Here is a 14,991-nt window from a genome sequence, read left to right as displayed (position 1 = left end):
GCGTTCCGGCGTGCCGGGGGTGGTTCCGCGTGCCGGAGGTGGGGCGGACGGAGGCTCAGACGGGCGGGGTCGGCGCGTCGTCCGGGCTGGTGCCGGGCGCGGCGTGGCGGCCGCGGGTGGCGAGCGCGCCCTCGCTGATGCGCAGGACGCGGTCGGCCGAGGCCTGGACGGAGGCGTCGTGGGTGGCGATCAGGGCGGTCGCCGACTCGGCGTGCACGACCGCGCGGATGAGGTCCATGATCGCTGCGCCGGTCGCCGCGTCGAGCTGGCCGGTCGGCTCGTCCGCGATCAGGAGCCGGGGCGAGGCGGCGAGGGCGCGGGCGATCGCGACGCGCTGCTGCTGGCCTCCCGAGAGCTCGCCCGGCCGGGAGCGGCCGCGGCCGGCGAGCCCGACCAGGTCGAGGAGGTGGGCGACGCGCTCGTCCCGGCGGGCCGGCTCCTCGCGGCGCAGGCGCAGCGGGAGGCCGACGTTCTCGGCGATCGTCAGGTGCGGCAGGAGTCCGAAGGTCTGGAAGACGAAGGCCAGGGAGTCGCGGCGCAGGCGTGTGCGGGCCGCCTCGTCGAGGCCGGTGACCGGCTCGCCGTCGAGCAGGACGGTGCCGGAGGTGGGCACGTCGAGGCCGCTGATGCAGTTGAGCAGCGTCGTCTTGCCGGAGCCGGAGCGGCCGGAGAGCGCGACGATCTGGCCGCGCGGGATCCGGAAGGAGACGTCGCGGAGGGCCGTCACGTCGCCGGCCGGGGTGCGGAAGGTGCGGGTGAGGGACTCGACCACGAGCACGTCGGTCATCGCGGGGGCTCCTCGGTGTCCGCGTCCGGTCCGCGGTGCTCGGGCCAGACGCCCACGTGGTCGCCCTCGAGCGTCAGCCGCACCCGGTCCTCGAGCCTCAGCGCGTCGCGGTACTCGGCGGGCAGCTGCAGCCGGCCGACCCGGTCGAGGACGGCGAACTCCTCCTCCGAGGTCGTGGTGCCGCCGCTCGCGTCGAGCTCGTCGCGGCGGAGGGTCTCGGAGGAGATCCGGCCGTCGCGGATGGCGACCGCGCGCTGCACCTGGCCGGCGACGGTGGGGTCGTGGGTGACGATCAGGATCGTGCAGCCGAGCGACTCGTTCACCGCGCGGAGGGCGGCGAAGACCTCGTCGCCGGTGCGGGCGTCGAGCTGGCCGGTCGGCTCGTCCGCGAGCAGGACGCGGGGCGAGCCTGCCAGGGCGACGGCGATCGAGACGCGCTGCTGCTCGCCGCCGGAGAGCGCGGCCGGCCGGCGGTCGGCCTTTTCGGCCAGGCCGAGCATCCCGAGCAGCTCGTGGGCCTTCGCCGCCCGCTCGCGCCGGCCGCGCCCCGCCAGGGCGAGCGGCAGGGCGACGTTCTCGGCGGCGGTGAGCGCGGGCAGCAGGTTCTTCGCGGACTGCTGGCGGACGAAGCCGACGCTCGAGCGGCGGTAGCGGACCAGCTCGGCGCCGCGGAGGGCGGAGAGGTCGTGGCCGTCGAGGCGGGCGCGGCCGGCGGTGGGAGCGTCGAGTCCGGAGAGGATGCCGAGCAGGGTCGACTTGCCGGAGCCGGACGCACCGACGATCGCCAGCACCTCGCCCGCGCCGACGAGGAGGTCGAGGCCCTGCAGCGCCTGCACCTCGACGCCGCCGGCCCGGAAGACGCGGACGAGGGCGTCGCAGACGATCAGCGCCTCGCCGCCGAACTCGCCGGTGCGCGTCTGGAGCAGAGTGCTGGTGGGGCCGGGCGCGCCGGCAGCTGCTGATCCGGGTGCGCCACCGGGGAGGTCCGCTCTCGGCGTCCTTCCTGCGCTGCTGGTGCTCATGATTCCTCTCCGGATCTCAGGATGTCGGCTGTGCGCACGCGGCGCGAGAGCGGGGCGTCGACCGCGAGGGCGAGCGCGAGGGCCGCGGCGGCCGCGCCGAGCAGGCCGAGGGGCAGCGGCCAGGGGATCGAGAGGGCCGCGTCGCCGCCGACGAGGGTCTCCACGCCGAAGGCCGGCCAGGCCGCGGCGAGGACGACGGCCGCGGCGATCGCTCCGCCGACCACTCCGCTCAGCACCGCCGGGACCAGCTCGCCGGCCGCCAGGACGAGCCGCGCGCGACCGGGGACGCCGAGCGCGCTGAGCAGGGCGAGGGTCCCGCCGCGCCGGCGTGCGCCGAGGACCGTCGTGACCAGGAGGGCGAGGACGGCGAGCGCGGCGGTGGCCAGGAGAGAGAGCCCGGTCGCGTCCGCGACGCCGGCGACGAGGGCGGAATCACGCTGCCGTTCCAGCACCTCGGGGCGGACGATCGTGCCATTCGGAAGGGTCGTGCGATCGACGTCGCCGACGGCGAGGACCGCGCCGGGCGGTGCGGGGGAGTCGCCGCCCGCGGCGGTGACGGCGGCGGTCAGCGCCTCGCGATCGACCACGAGGACGGACCTGTCGATCCAGTCCGGGCGTGTCATCGGCTCGCCGGTGACCACGGCGCGCAGCAGCACGTCGTCCACCACCAGGCCGAACGGCTCGGTGCCGAGAGAGGCGGTCAGCCGCGCGTCGGCCAGGACGGGCACCGGTTCGGCGGGGCCGGTGGCGACCAGGGCGCGGACGGCCTCGGCGGAGGCGTGCTGCGGCTGGTCGTCGGGCAGCGCGGCGAGCAGGTCGGCGTAGTCGTCGTCGACGCTGAGCACGGTCGCGCTGAGGGCGGCGGTGGGGCTGCGGACCTCGACCGCGTCGAGCACACCGACCGCGGCGGTGACCGCTCCGCCGGCGGCGAGGGTCGCGGCCAGCGCGGGGCCGTCGGCGGCGTCGTCGACCCGGACGTCCGCCCCGACGGTGCGCCAGGACAGGGCCTCCTGACCCGCCGCGACCGTCTGCAGCATCACCAGGGAGGTGAGGGCGGCGCTCGCGGCGAGCACGAGGGTCGCGAGGGTGAGCACCGAGCGGCCCTCCTGGGCGCCTGCACCGGCGAGCAGCGGACCGGGTCCGCGTGTGCCCGCGGCCGCGCGGCGCAGCGGGGCGAGCAGGGCAGTCGGCAGCGGCGCCAGCGCCAGCGCGATCACCGCCGCGCAGAGCACGGGGGCGACGAGGGCGAGCGGGTCGAGGCCGGTGCCGCTCGCTCGCGCCCCGCCGCGCAGCGCAGCGACCGCGGCGACGGCCAGTGCCAGGAGGAGGCCGGCCCCGGCGAGGCGCAGGACGCGAGCCCGGCGCGGCGGGCGGAGCAGCGGACGCAGCACCGCGACGACGGGCGCGGCGACGAGGACGGCGGCGACGGCGATCAGCAGGCCCGGCGACTCCGGCGGGGCACCGAGGGCGGCGGCGGTCGCGAGCCCGAGCGCGGTGCCGAGAGTGGTGACGATCAGCGCCTCGAGGCCCGCGTGGCTCCCGAGCAGGCCGAGGGAGGCGCCGTGCGAGCGCAGCAGCGCGATCTCGGGCCGCCGCCGCCGGGCGAGCGCGGTGCCGGCGAGACCGGTGACCAGCACCGCGACGCCGAGCAGCCCGGCGGCGAGGGTGGACAGCTGCGCGGTGGCGGCCGCGGCGGCGGGAGGGAGGGCGGCGAGGGCCTCCTCGTAGCCGGATTCCGCGGCGACGCTCAGCGGAGCGCCCTCGGTGAGCGTCGAGGTCGAGGTCTCGAGCGCGTCGATCTCGCGGCGCACGGTCTCGGTCCGCGCCAGGTCGAAGCGCGCGGGATCGACGCTCACGCGGATCGTGCCGACGGCCGGCTCCTGCAGGCGCAGGCCGATCCGGTCGAAGACGACGGGACTCGTGAGCGCGACGACGACGGGCTGCGGCTCGCCCCCGCTCGTGCCGGAGGTGCCGGGCTGCCAGAGGCCGGGCAGGTCGGTCCAGGCAGCGGCGGAGGGGTCGACGGGCTCGACGACGCCGGTGATGCGGAGCGAGGGGCCGCCGCCGCGGGAGGCGCCCTCGATCGCGTCGCCCACCGAGAGCCCGGCGGCGGCGGCGCTCGCCGAGGAGACGACGACCAGGGCGGGGTCGCCCGGGTCCTCCGCAGCGGGCAGCTCGCCGGCGACCAGCCGGACGCCGTCGCTGGCCGCCGGATCGAGGACGCCGACGCGGACGACGGCGTCGCCCGCGGGGATCCGCGCGGGCTCCTCCGGACCGAGGATCGCGGTGTCGATGCTCCGGACGACGTCGAGGAGCGGCGCGGGCAGGCGCTCGGGGAGCTCGTCGGCGAGGGCGAGCAGGCGCTCGGAGGTGGTGGTGTCGTAGCCGGAGACGTCGGCGACGGTGCTCAGGAGGCGGAGGTCGGCGTCGCTCCCGGCTGCGCTGACCGCCTCGACCGCGGCGGCGTCGAGGGTGGTGCGCAGCTGGTGCGGCACGGCGACGGCGAGGGCTGCGGTCAGGGCCGTGAGCACGAGGATTCCGAGCAGGGCGACGAGGTCGCGGCGGGCGCGGCGGACGATCAGGAAGGCGGCGGCGCCGACGGCGCGGAGGCCGTCGGTGCGGCGGGCTGGGGAGGGGGCGGCGGTGGCCTGCGCCGGGCGGGCGGCGGCGCTCGGGCGCCCGGACGCGGTCATCCGTCCGCCCCCTGCCGGAGCAGCTCGGACAGCGGCAGGCGCCGCTGGGCGAGGGCGAGGGCCGCCGAGACGGCGGCGAGGGCGAGCAGCAGGGCCAGCGGCAGGAGCGAGACGGCCTGCCACGGCACCACCAGCTCGACCGGGCGGCCGCTCGCGCCCGCGGCGAGGCGGCTGCCGGTGAGCGCCAGCACGGCCCAGCCGCCCGCGAGGCCCACGAGCACGCCGGCCAGCGCGGTCGCGGCGGTGTCGGCCGAGAGGACGGCGAGCATCTCGCGCCGGGAGAGCCCGATCGCCCGCAGCTGCGCCGCCTCGAGGCGTCGCGCGCGGGCGACCGCGGCGGCCCGGGCCGAGAAGCCAGCGAGCGCGAGCAGCAGGCTCGCCCAGACGACGACCGCGGAGGCGGCGGGGATCTCGGCGCGCAGCGGCGCCTCCTGCATCAGGCGGGCGAGGTCGGCGGCGGTGACGGTCTCGGGCTCGTCCGCGGTGGTCGCGCCCGCCGCGTCCGGCGCCTGTGCCGACCAGTACTCGTCCACCAGGCTGCCGAAGGCGTCGGCCTGCACCAGTCGGTGCGCGAGCGCGCGGCCGTCGACCACGATCGTCGAGTCGGATCGCGGGCTGGACGGCAGCCCGGCCGCGAGCGACGCCAGGTCGTCGGAGGTCGCGGCTCCCGGCACCTCCGGAGTGTCGCCGACCATGCGCAGCGAGACCGGGGTGCCCGCGACGAAAGCGGTGACCGCGGCCCCCGCCAGGACGTCGAGGTCGTCGGCGAGCGCCTCGGGCAGGACAGCGCCGACCGGCTCCTCCGGGTCCCAGCCGACGGCGCCGTAGGTGGTCGGCGCGGAGGAGAGCTGGGTCAGGATCGAGAGGCGCACCCCGGTCGCGGTGACCGCGACCTCGGGCGGTCGGCGGCCGGTGTCCTGGCGCGAGCCGGCCCACTCGGCGGCGTCGGTCAGCGCGAGCGGGACAGGCGTGTCCGAGCCCGCGGACAGCGTGGCGAGCGACTCGAGCCAGACGTCGACGGTGACGAAGGTGTCCGTCTCGACGTCGCGCAGTGTCGCGGTGAGGGCGACGAGGCGGAGCGACGCGGCCGGGTCGATCGCTCCCTCCGCGGTGGCCAGCGGCACCGGCTCGGTCGGCGAGGTCAGCGCGCCGAGCGGCAGGATGTCGATCCGCCCGCGCTCGTCCTCCACGGCGGCCGACACCTGCACCTCGAGCCCCTCCGGCGCGTCGAGGGCGGCGAGCAGCTGGAGCCCGGTGGTCCCGGCGGGCAGGGCGGGGCCGGTGTCGACGCGGTCCTCGACGCGCAGCTCCCCGGCGATGTCGGCGCCGCCCGCGTGGGGGACCGGACCCGATCCCGCGCCGAGCAGCTGCCGGGCGCGGGCGTCGAGGGCGAGGATCTGCGCCGCCGCGCCGGGTCCCTCGCTCCCGAGACCGGGCGGGGCCTCCTTCGCCACCAGGCTCTGCCGGCGGAGCACGGGCGCGCCGTCGGCCGAGACCGACGACCGGGCGGGAGCGCCGAGGGCGACCGCGGCCTCGTCGCGGACGCCCTGCTGCCAGGTCGCGCTCGCACCGAGCGCCACGACCGAGGCGCCGACGGTGAGCGCGACGAGCACGATGCCGGTCGAGCGGCCGCTCCCGCGTGCGGCGAACCAGCCGGCCAGCGGAGCGACGGCGCCGCGGGAGCGGACGGCGACGGCTGCGACCGGCCGCGCGCACAGCTCCGCCAGCCGCGCGCCGACCACGGCGATCGCGCCGAGCAGCAGCGCGGGGGTGAGAGTGAGCAGGAGGTCGCCGCGCTCGGTGCCGCCGGTCGCCGCGCGCCAGACCAGCACGGCCGCGACGACGACGAGGATCGTCTGGCCGGCCGCGGCGAGCGGGCCCTCGCCTGCGGCCGGCGCGGGCGGCAGGGCGACGAGGACGCCGACGACGAGCGCCACCGCGGCGGCGCAGAGCAGGGCGGCGGCGTCCGGCAGCACCCAGCGGGGGAGGCCCGCGGCGTCGAGCGGCGGCGCGGAGACGACCAGCGCGTGCAGCAGGACACCGCCCCACGGGCTGAGCGCGGCGATCACCCCGGCGACCGCGAGGCCGTCGACGGCCACCGCGCCGATCCGCTGCAGGGGCGTCGCGCCGCGCTCGCGCAGCCGCTCGATCTCCTCGCGGCGCGCCTCGGCGAGCAGCCCGGTGACGGCGCGGGCGCAGACGATCAGCACGACGGCCAGCAGCAGCGCGACGACCAGGGCCGCGGCGCGGGAGCCGGCGAGGCCGTCGGCCACGTCGTCGAGGGCGGCGGGCAGCTCGGTGTCGACGAACAGCGAGCCGTTCTGATGCGGGACGGCGCGGGCGATCTCGAGGTCCGCGTCCCCGGCGGCGGCGCGCAGCTCGGCGAGGCCCTCGACTCCGGTGCTCGGGAACTCCGGGCTCTCGACCGCCTCCAGCTGGGCGGCGACGAGGCCGGAGGCGTCCAGTCCGCCCGGTGCGGTGATCAGCGGACCGACGGCGTGGACGGGGTTGTAGAAGGAGCGGTTCGGCTCGGGGAAGTCCTGCGCGTCGCCCTGCGCGAGCAGCGGGTCGTTCTCCCAGTACGTCGCGGAGTCGCGCGACGCGGAGTAGAGGCCGTCGATCCGGAGGGGGGCTTCGTCGCCGAGGGTGATCGTGTCGCCGACGGCGAGTCCCAGGGAGCGGGCGGCGATCTCGGGAAGGGCGACGCCGGGGGCGGCCGTCGGCCAGGCGCCCGCGGTGAGGACGGCGTCGGTGGCCGGGTCGTCGAGCTCGACGAGGTAGGAGTAGACGCCCTCCGCGGTCGTCGCCCACTCGGAGCTCGCCCAGCCGTTGCTCGTCCAGGCGACGCCGCCACCGTAGGCCTCCCGGGTCGCGGTGTCGGCGGCCGCCCGCGCATCCGCGACGGTGCCGCCCGGGCCGAGGACGCGCACGGTGACGTCGACCCGCTCCGAGCCGAGAGAGGTCAGCGCTCCGCTGACGCCGGCCTGCTCGGAGGAGCGGACGAGCAGGAGCGCGCCGCAGAGCACGGAGCCGGCGAGGACCGCGACGGCGAGGACGAGCGCGAAGAGCCGCGAGTGGCTCCGCCAGCGGCGCGCGGCGAGCGACCCCGCCCAGGCGGGCAGCGAGCCGGACGCGGTGACGACCGTGCACCTCCATCGGTGAAGCTGCGGACAGGACCGCGTGCCGAGTCTAGGGCGGCGGTTCGGCCGCGGGGGAGCGCGGGGCCCGTCGTTCTGCGGCGCCGAGCGCGGCGTGCGCCGGGGCGACCTCCGGCTCGCGGAACGCCGTCCGGCTCGCGGAATCGCGGGAGTTCGGCGTGCCGGGGGTGTTCTCGCGTGCCGGAGGTGTGCGGGTCGGAGCTTCGGCTCGCGGAACGGCCTCGGGCTCGTCGTTTCGCAGCGTTTCGGCGTGCCGGAGGTTCTTCTGCGTGCCGGAGGCGGCGGCCCGGAGGTCCGGCTCGCGGAACGGAGTCAGGCTCGCGGAATCGCGCGGATCCTGCGTGCCGGAGGTGCTTCCGCGTGCCGGAAGTGACGTGCCGGAGGTCCGGCTCGCGGAACGGAGTCAGGCTCGCGGAATCGCGAGGAACCTGCGTGCCGGAGGTGTCTCCGCGTGCCGGAAGTGACGGGCCGGAGCTTCGGCTCGTCGATCGGGGTCGGGCTCGCGAGTCTGCGGAGTGCTCGCGTGCCGGAGTTGTTTCCGCGTGCCGGCGGTGGGCGGGGGAGCGGAGGTGGGCGGGGGAGCGGAGGTGGGCGGGGGAGCGGCGGGGCGGGGAGCGGCGGTGGGCGGGAGGGTAGGCGCTCGGCAGCGGAATGGCCAGCACCTCGCCAGCGGAGCGGGGGCGGACCGACGATGGAGGGGCAGGCGGGACGCGCACCGGCCCTCGACCGGCGCGACGGCTCGCCCCATCAGCACCGCTCCGCGTCACCGCGGGCACCGACGAGAGGACGACCGATGGGCTTCTGGGGACAGGACGACGACGACTCGCGCAGGCCGCGCCCGGTCGACGAGCCACTGGGCGAGCTGGAGCTCGTGCACGAGTTCACCGAGGGCCCGATGCCGACGGGTGTGAGCGTGTCGCACACCGGCCGGATCTTCGTGAACTTCCCGAAGTGGGGCGACGAGGTGCCGGCGACGGTCGTGGAGCTGCGGGACGGCGTCGCGGTGCCGTTCCCGGACGAGGCGTGGAACTCGCCCGACGGAGACGACGACGCGGAGGCGCTGGTCTCGGTGCAGAGCATCGTGGTCGATCCGGCCGACCGGCTGTGGATCCTGGACACGGGCAGCCCGCTGTTCCAGCCGACGAAGCGCGGCGGGCCGAAGCTCGTCTGCGTCGACCTGGCGACGGACACGGTCGAGAAGGTGATCGTCCTCGAGCCGGACGTCGCGCTGCCGACGACCTACCTGAACGACATCCGCTTCGATCTGCGGCGCGGGATCGCCTACATCACCGACTCCGCCGATTCGGGGCCGAACGGGATCATCGTCGTGGATCTCGAGTCCGGCACTGCCTGGCGCCGCCTGCACGAGCACCCCAGCACCAAGGCACTGACGCCGCCCGAGCTCGTGCCGATGGCCGAGGGGCGGGTGCTGATGAAGCGGCCGGCCGACGGTGACCCCGAGCCCGTGACGATGGGCGCGGACGGCATCGCGATCTCGGCCGACGGCGAGCGGCTCTGGTACTGCCCGCTCGCCTCGCGGCGCTGGTACAGCGTGGCGACCGACGCGCTCGTCGACCGCGGCGTCTCCGACGAGGACGTCGCCGCGACGGTCGTCGACGAGGGCGACAAGGGCGGCGGGGCGGACGGACTCGAGACGGACGACCGGGGGCGCTTCTACGCGACGAGCTACGAGAACAACGCGATCGTGCGCCGCCGCACCGACGGCACCATCGAGACCCTCGTGCACGACGGGCGCCTGCTCTGGCCCGACACGATGTCGCTCGCGACCGACGGGCACCTCTACGTCACCGCCAACCAGCTGCACCGGCAGGCCGACTACCAGGGCGGGACGGACCTGCGGACCTACCCGTACTCGCTGTTCCGCCTCGCGGTCGACGCGGGGCCGGTGCTGCTGCGCTGAAGCGGCGACGCCTGCCGGTCGCGGACAGGACCGCGCCGGTCGGAACATGCTGGTCGAGCAGCCGTCCGCAGGACGGCGTATCGAGCGGCGAAGCCGCTTCGCGTCTCGGTGGTGAGCGAAAGGGACGCCGCTGCGCCGCGTCATGCTGGTCGAGTAGCCCCGCCAGGGGCGTATCGAGACCCGCCGTCACCAGCAGGGCGGGTCTGCAGACTCAGGTGCAGACGGTGGTGGATCTCGATACGCCCGCTCCGCGGGCTGCTCGATCAGCAGGAGCCGTCAGGCGACGCCGGCCGCGCGGCGCACGAGCTCGGCGACCGTGGCGCGGGTCGCGTCGTCGGCCGCGGTGAGCGCGTAGGCCGTCGGCCAGATCGAGCCGTCGTCGAGCCGCGCGCCGTCCTGGAAGCCGAGGGTCGAGTAGCGGGTGCCGAACTTCGCGCCCGGCTGGAAGAAGACGATCGCCTTGCCGTCGGCGCGCGCGTAGGCGGGGAAGCCGTACCAGGTCTTCGGCAGCAGCTCGGGGGCCTCGGCGGCCACGACCTCGTGCAGCATCTGCGCGATCGGACGCTCGACGTCCGTCATCGCGGCGATCGCCGCCTCCGCGTCGGCCTTCTCCGCGGCGGTCTTGTCGGCGCTCTTCTGGCGCTTCGCCTCCTCGCGCAGCTCGGCGGCGCGCTGCTTCATCGCGGCGCGCTCCTCTTTCGTGAAGCCGTCAGCCATGGGAGTCTCCTTCGCGCGGGCCCGGGCGGTCCGTCCGGGCTCATCGTGGCAGTCGGCGGCGATCGCGGCAACGACGGAGACGGCCGCCTGCTCGGCAGCCGTGTCGGCGGCCGCCGGTAGCGTGGACGGATGCGCCTCCTCCTGATCCGCCACGGCCAGACCCCCTCCAACGTCGACGGCATCCTCGACACCCGCATCCCCGGACCCGGGCTCACCGAGCTCGGCCGCAGCCAGGCCGCGGCGCTGCCGACGACGCTCGCCGACGAGCCGATCGGCGCGCTCTTCGTCTCGACCATGCGGCGCACGCACGAGACGGCCGCGCCCCTGGCCGCCGCGCTCGGGCTCGAGCCGGTCGAGCGCGCGGGCATCCGCGAGATCGCGGCCGCAGGCCTGGAGATGCGGGGCGACGAGGCCGCGGTCGAGGAGTACATGGGCACGGTGTTCCGCTGGGCGGGTGGCGAGACCTCGCTGCGGCTGGCGGGCGGCGAGACCGGCGACGAGTTCGCCGCCCGCTACGACGCGGTGGTGGCGGAGGCGGAGGCGACCGGCCACGACGTCGTCGCGCTGGTCAGCCACGGCGCCGCGATCCGCTGCTGGGCCGGGATGCGCTCGCTCGACCTCGACGCGGACTTCATCGCCGACCACCTGCTCGACAACACCGGCGTCGTGATCCTCGAGGGCTCGGGCTCGGAGTGGTCGCTCGTCTCCTGGGAGGGCGAGCCGGTCAGCGGCGTCGGCGTCGCGGCCCCGTCGGGGCCGGCAGGCGAGACGATGGACTGACGGCGGGGGATCTCGATACGCCCGCTGCGCGGGCTACTCGATCAGCATGAGAGGTCCGCTTGCCGTACATGCTGGTCGAGTAGCCCCGCAGGGGCGTATCGAGACCCGCCGTCATCAGCAGGGTGGGTCTGCAGACTCGTCTTCTGACGCTGGGGGATCTCGATGCGCCCGCAGCGCGAGCCGCTCGAACATCCGGGCGCAAGCGGGCATCGGCGGGTAACGATCGGGCAACGGTGCGGAAACCCGCCCTGACCAGCACCGACGTCAGCCCATAGCCCGGCTCTGCATCGTTGTGGAGCGCCTTTCCGCAGGCCCGCCGTTTGTCCGCGCGGACACCCGCGGCTACGTTGGACGGCGGTCCTCGAGACCCCGATGAATCGGTCCGCGCTCGTGCGGCGTCCTCCCCGACGTGCCGCGAGCGTACGGTCAACGGGTGCGCGAGGCGGCCCCGTGGTCGCCTCCCGGACGAACCGGAATCGCCTCCGCGCCCCCTCCGCTCACTGCGGCGGGACGCCCGCGGCGGCTGGAGAGACGGTCGTCCCCCGCATCCGACCCGGCACCACGAGATGAGAGTGCAGGGATGCGTCCCTGCGCGCCGACGGAGTGCACGTGCAGCAGAATCAGCAGGACATCAGCGAGCCCGGGAACGGAGCCGCCACCGCCACCCTCGAGCGGGAGGGCCCGGCCCTCGAGGCGAGGAACCTCTTCAAGGTCTTCGGCCGCCGCCCCGACGAGGTCGTGCGGCGACTGCGCCAGGGCGCGGACCGCGCCGACCTCGCGGGCCAGGGCACCGCGGCGGTGATCGACTCGTCCTTCGAGGTGCGCCGCGGCGAGATCTTCGTCGTGATGGGGCTGTCCGGCTCCGGCAAGTCGACGCTCATCCGCATGCTCAACGGCCTGCAGGAGCCGACCGCGGGCGAGGTGCTGATCGAGGGCACCACGATCACCGGCGTCCCGGAGAAGGAGCTGCGCCGCATCCGCCGCTCCTCGATCTCGATGGTCTTCCAGCACTTCGCGCTGCTCCCGCACCGCACCGTGCTCGACAACGTGGCCTACCCGCTCGAGATCCAGGGCGTGCCGGCGGCCGAGCGCCGCGAGCGCGCGCTGCTCGCGGTCGAGCGGGCCGGCCTCGCCGGCTGGCACGAGAAGATGCCCGACGAGCTCTCCGGCGGCATGCGCCAGCGGGTCGGACTGGCCCGGGCGCTCGCCGCCGACACCGACATCGTGCTGATGGACGAGGCGTTCTCGGCGCTGGACCCGCTCATCCGCCGCGAGATGCAGGAGCAGCTGATCGAGCTCCAGCACGAGCTCGGCAAGACCATCGTCTTCATCACCCACGACCTCAACGAGGCCATGCTCCTCGGCGACCGGATCGCGGTCATGCGCGACGGCCGGATCGTGCAGATCGGCACCCCGGAGGAGATCCTCACCGACCCGGCGAACGACTACGTCGCCCAGTTCGTGCAGGACGTCGACCGCGCCCGCGTGCTCACCGCGTCCGCCGTGATGGAGCCGGCGCGCTCCGTCGTGACGCTCGCCGCCGGCCCCCGCGCCGCCCTGCGCACCATGCGCGACCAGCAGACCGCGGCGGCCTTCGTCGTCGGCGCCGGTCGCCGGCTGCTCGGCACCGTCCGCGACCGCGACGTGATCGAGCAGGTCCGCGCGGGCACCACCGACCTCTCGCTCGTCGTCACCGAGGCCGTCGTCAGCGTCGGACCGGACACCGCGCTCAGCGAGATCATCGAGCCGGCCGTCGAGTCGGCGCTGCCGGTGGCCGTCGTCGACGAGGCGGGGCGGCTCCTCGGCGCGATCCCGCGCGTGACGCTGCTCGCGGCCCTCGGCAATCTCGGCCCGCAGACCGGCGGACTGCCGCTCGTCGAGCCGCCTGCGACCCTCCCCACGGAGATGGTCACCGCGACCCTGCACGCGACCGGCGGCCCCGTCGACGACGCCGTGCTCGCGAGCGAGGGGGGCGTGCGATGAACCCGGACCTCCGCCTCCCGCTCGGCGCCGCCGCCGAGAACGTCGTCGACCTGCTGACGCAGACCTTCCAGCCCGTCTTCGACCTCCTCCGCACGGTCTTCGGCGCCGCCTACACCGGCGTCGACTTCGTGCTGGCGACCCCGCCGTTCTGGGTCGTCATCGCCCTGATCGCGGTGCTCGCCTACGCCGCGCGCGGCTGGGTCTTCGGGCTCGGCTCCGCGGTCGGGCTCCTGCTGATCGCGAGCGTCGACCAGTGGGACAACGCGATGGACTCGCTCGCCCTCGTGCTCGTCGCCTCCGCCGTGGCGATCGCGCTGAGCGTGCCGCTGGGGATCCTCGCGGCCCGCAACCGGACCGCCTCGACGATCCTGCGCCCGGTCCTCGACTTCATGCAGACCATGCCGGCGTTCGTGTATCTCATTCCGGCGCTGATCCTCTTCCGCGTCGGTGTCGTGCCCGGCATCGTCGCGACGATCGTCTTCGCGATGGCGCCCGGGGTCCGGCTGACCGAGCTGGGCGTCCGCGGTGTCGACTCCGAGCTGGTCGAGGCGGGCGAGTCGTTCGGCTCGTCGAAGTGGCGCATCCTCCGGCAGATCCAGCTGCCGCTCGCGCTGCCGTCGATCCTGGCCGGCCTCAACCAGGTCATCATGCTGTCGCTCTCGATGGTCGTCATCGCGGGCATGGTCGGCGCGGGCGGTCTCGGCGGCGACGTCGTGGCCAGCATCGGCCGGATCGACGTGGCGCTCGGCTTCGAGGCCGGCATCGCGGTGGTGATCCTGGCGATCATCCTCGACCGGATGACGAGCGCCCTCGGCGCCCCGTCGCCGGCCCGCGTCGCCCGGGCGAGCAGCCGCAAGGCCGTCGTCGCGACCCGCACGGCCATCGCCGCGGTGTCGGTCGGCGTCGTCGCGTCGCTCGGCGCGTCGGCCGTCGCCGGCCCGGCGACCACCGCGTCCGTCGACAACGGCGACCGCACCGACGTCACCCTCGCCGTCTTCCAGGGCTGGGACGAGGGCATCGCCGCGTCGCGGCTGTGGGGCGCGGTGCTCGAGGAGGAGGGCTACGACGTGACGCTGCAGAGCATCGACGTGGCGCCCGGCTTCTCGGGTCTCGCCAGCGGCGACTACGACCTGGCGCTGGACACCTGGCTGCCGATCACCCACGGCGACTACCTCGACGAGTACGGCGACCGGATCGTCGACCTCGGCGCCTGGAACGACGACGCGAAGCTCACCATCGCGGTGAACGAGGACGCGCCGATCGACACCCTCGAGGAGCTCGCGGCGAACCCCGAGGTGGTCGGGAACCGCCTCGTCGGCATCGAGCCCGGCTCGGGGCTGAACGGGATCACGACCGACGCGGTCATCCCCGGCTACGGCCTGGAGGGGATGGAGTACCTCACCTCGTCCACGCCCGCGATGCTGCAGGAGCTCTCCAGCGCGACGGCGGCCGGCGAGAACATCGCGGTGACGCTGTGGCGGCCGCACTGGGCCTACGACGCGTTCCCGGTGAAGGACCTCGAGGACCCGAAGGGACTGCTCGGCGAGGCCGAGGGGATCCACGCCTTCGGCTCCGCGTCCTTCGACAGCGACTTCCCGACGCTGAGCAGCTGGCTGCGCGACTTCCGGATGGACTCGGAGACGCTGTACTCGCTCGAGAACGCGCTGTTCAACGAGGGGGCCGACGACCAGGACGCGGCCCTCGAGTCGTGGCTGGCGGAGAACCGGGAGTACGTCGACGGTCTGACGAGCTGACGAGGGGATCTCGATACGGGCGCTGCGCGCCCTACTCGATCAGCATGTGTCTTCCATGCTGGTCGAGCAGCGCGCAGCGCGTATCGAGACCCACCCTCCGCCAGAACATCAGCTGAGAGCCGCCCTCATCGCTCATGGGCGATGAGACGGACTCTAAGCTGATGTTCTGCGCGCGG

General features: G+C 75.4%; 9 protein-coding genes. 4 read left to right on the top strand and 5 right to left on the bottom strand.

Annotated features, from left to right (window positions below; genetic code table 11):
• Window positions 1–55 precede the first annotated feature (55 nt).
• From EDF36_RS15220 to EDF36_RS15205, 4 genes are read right to left on the bottom strand one after another with little or no spacing between them, the layout of a single operon-like run.
• Complete coding sequence (locus EDF36_RS15220) at window positions 56–787, bottom strand: ABC transporter ATP-binding protein (RefSeq protein ID WP_123733649.1); 732 nt, start codon at window positions 785–787, stop codon at window positions 56–58.
• Window positions 784–1,809: an ABC transporter ATP-binding protein gene (locus EDF36_RS15215; protein ID WP_123733648.1), complete on the bottom strand. Its 1,026-nt coding sequence runs from the start codon at window positions 1,807–1,809 to the stop codon at window positions 784–786. The genes EDF36_RS15220 and EDF36_RS15215 overlap by 4 nt, the downstream gene beginning before the upstream one ends.
• Complete coding sequence (locus tag EDF36_RS15210) at window positions 1,806–4,502, bottom strand: hypothetical protein (protein WP_123733647.1); 2,697 nt, start codon at window positions 4,500–4,502, stop codon at window positions 1,806–1,808. The genes EDF36_RS15215 and EDF36_RS15210 overlap by 4 nt, the downstream gene beginning before the upstream one ends.
• A complete protein-coding gene (locus EDF36_RS15205; RefSeq protein WP_123733646.1) occupies window positions 4,499–7,528 on the bottom strand; it encodes an ABC transporter permease in 3,030 nt (1,009 codons plus the stop codon). The genes EDF36_RS15210 and EDF36_RS15205 overlap by 4 nt, the downstream gene beginning before the upstream one ends.
• A gap of 925 nt (window positions 7,529–8,453) precedes the next feature.
• Here EDF36_RS15205 and EDF36_RS15200 point away from each other — a divergent pair.
• Window positions 8,454–9,581, top strand: a complete 1,128-nt coding sequence (locus EDF36_RS15200; protein ID WP_123733645.1) for an L-dopachrome tautomerase-related protein — start codon at window positions 8,454–8,456, stop codon at window positions 9,579–9,581.
• A gap of 276 nt (window positions 9,582–9,857) precedes the next feature.
• Here EDF36_RS15200 and EDF36_RS15195 read toward each other — a convergent pair whose 3' ends face one another.
• Window positions 9,858–10,298 carry a hypothetical protein gene (locus EDF36_RS15195; protein ID WP_123733740.1) on the bottom strand — a complete coding sequence of 147 codons (441 nt, stop codon included), beginning with the start codon at window positions 10,296–10,298 and terminating at the stop codon, window positions 9,858–9,860.
• A gap of 129 nt (window positions 10,299–10,427) precedes the next feature.
• Between EDF36_RS15195 and EDF36_RS15190 the strand changes: the two genes are divergently transcribed.
• From EDF36_RS15190 to EDF36_RS15180, 3 genes are all read left to right on the top strand, one after another.
• Window positions 10,428–11,078 carry a histidine phosphatase family protein gene (locus EDF36_RS15190; RefSeq protein WP_123733644.1) on the top strand — a complete coding sequence of 217 codons (651 nt, stop codon included), beginning with the start codon at window positions 10,428–10,430 and terminating at the stop codon, window positions 11,076–11,078.
• Window positions 11,079–11,708: 630 nt separating this feature from the next.
• Entirely contained in the window at window positions 11,709–13,061 is a 1,353-nt protein-coding gene (locus EDF36_RS15185; RefSeq protein WP_260300748.1) for a glycine betaine/L-proline ABC transporter ATP-binding protein, read from the top strand.
• A complete protein-coding gene (locus tag EDF36_RS15180) occupies window positions 13,058–14,815 on the top strand; it encodes an ABC transporter permease/substrate binding protein (RefSeq protein ID WP_123733643.1) in 1,758 nt (585 codons plus the stop codon). The genes EDF36_RS15185 and EDF36_RS15180 overlap by 4 nt, the downstream gene beginning before the upstream one ends.
• The last annotated feature ends 176 nt before the right edge of the window (window positions 14,816–14,991 follow it).

Origin of the sequence: Rathayibacter sp. PhB152 (assembly GCF_003751395.1) — a bacterium.
In the GTDB taxonomy this organism is placed as follows: domain Bacteria; phylum Actinomycetota; class Actinomycetes; order Actinomycetales; family Microbacteriaceae; genus Rathayibacter; species Rathayibacter festucae.
Note: the sequence above shows the minus strand (reverse complement) of the source record. Positions and strands in the feature narration are given on the sequence as shown.

Excerpts from the sequence above, each read along its gene's own strand:
- EDF36_RS15220 (WP_123733649.1), bottom strand. The coding sequence starts at position 787 with ATGACCGACGTGCTCGTGGTCGAGTCCCTCACCCGCACCTTCCGCACC.
- EDF36_RS15215 (WP_123733648.1), bottom strand. The coding sequence starts at position 1,809 with ATGAGCACCAGCAGCGCAGGAAGGACGCCGAGAGCGGACCTCCCCGGT.
- EDF36_RS15210 (WP_123733647.1), bottom strand. The coding sequence starts at position 4,502 with ATGACCGCGTCCGGGCGCCCGAGCGCCGCCGCCCGCCCGGCGCAGGCC.
- EDF36_RS15200 (WP_123733645.1), top strand. The coding sequence starts at position 8,454 with ATGGGCTTCTGGGGACAGGACGACGACGACTCGCGCAGGCCGCGCCCG.
- EDF36_RS15195 (WP_123733740.1), bottom strand. The coding sequence starts at position 10,298 with ATGGCTGACGGCTTCACGAAAGAGGAGCGCGCCGCGATGAAGCAGCGC.
- EDF36_RS15190 (WP_123733644.1), top strand. The coding sequence starts at position 10,428 with ATGCGCCTCCTCCTGATCCGCCACGGCCAGACCCCCTCCAACGTCGAC.
- EDF36_RS15180 (WP_123733643.1), top strand. The coding sequence starts at position 13,058 with ATGAACCCGGACCTCCGCCTCCCGCTCGGCGCCGCCGCCGAGAACGTC.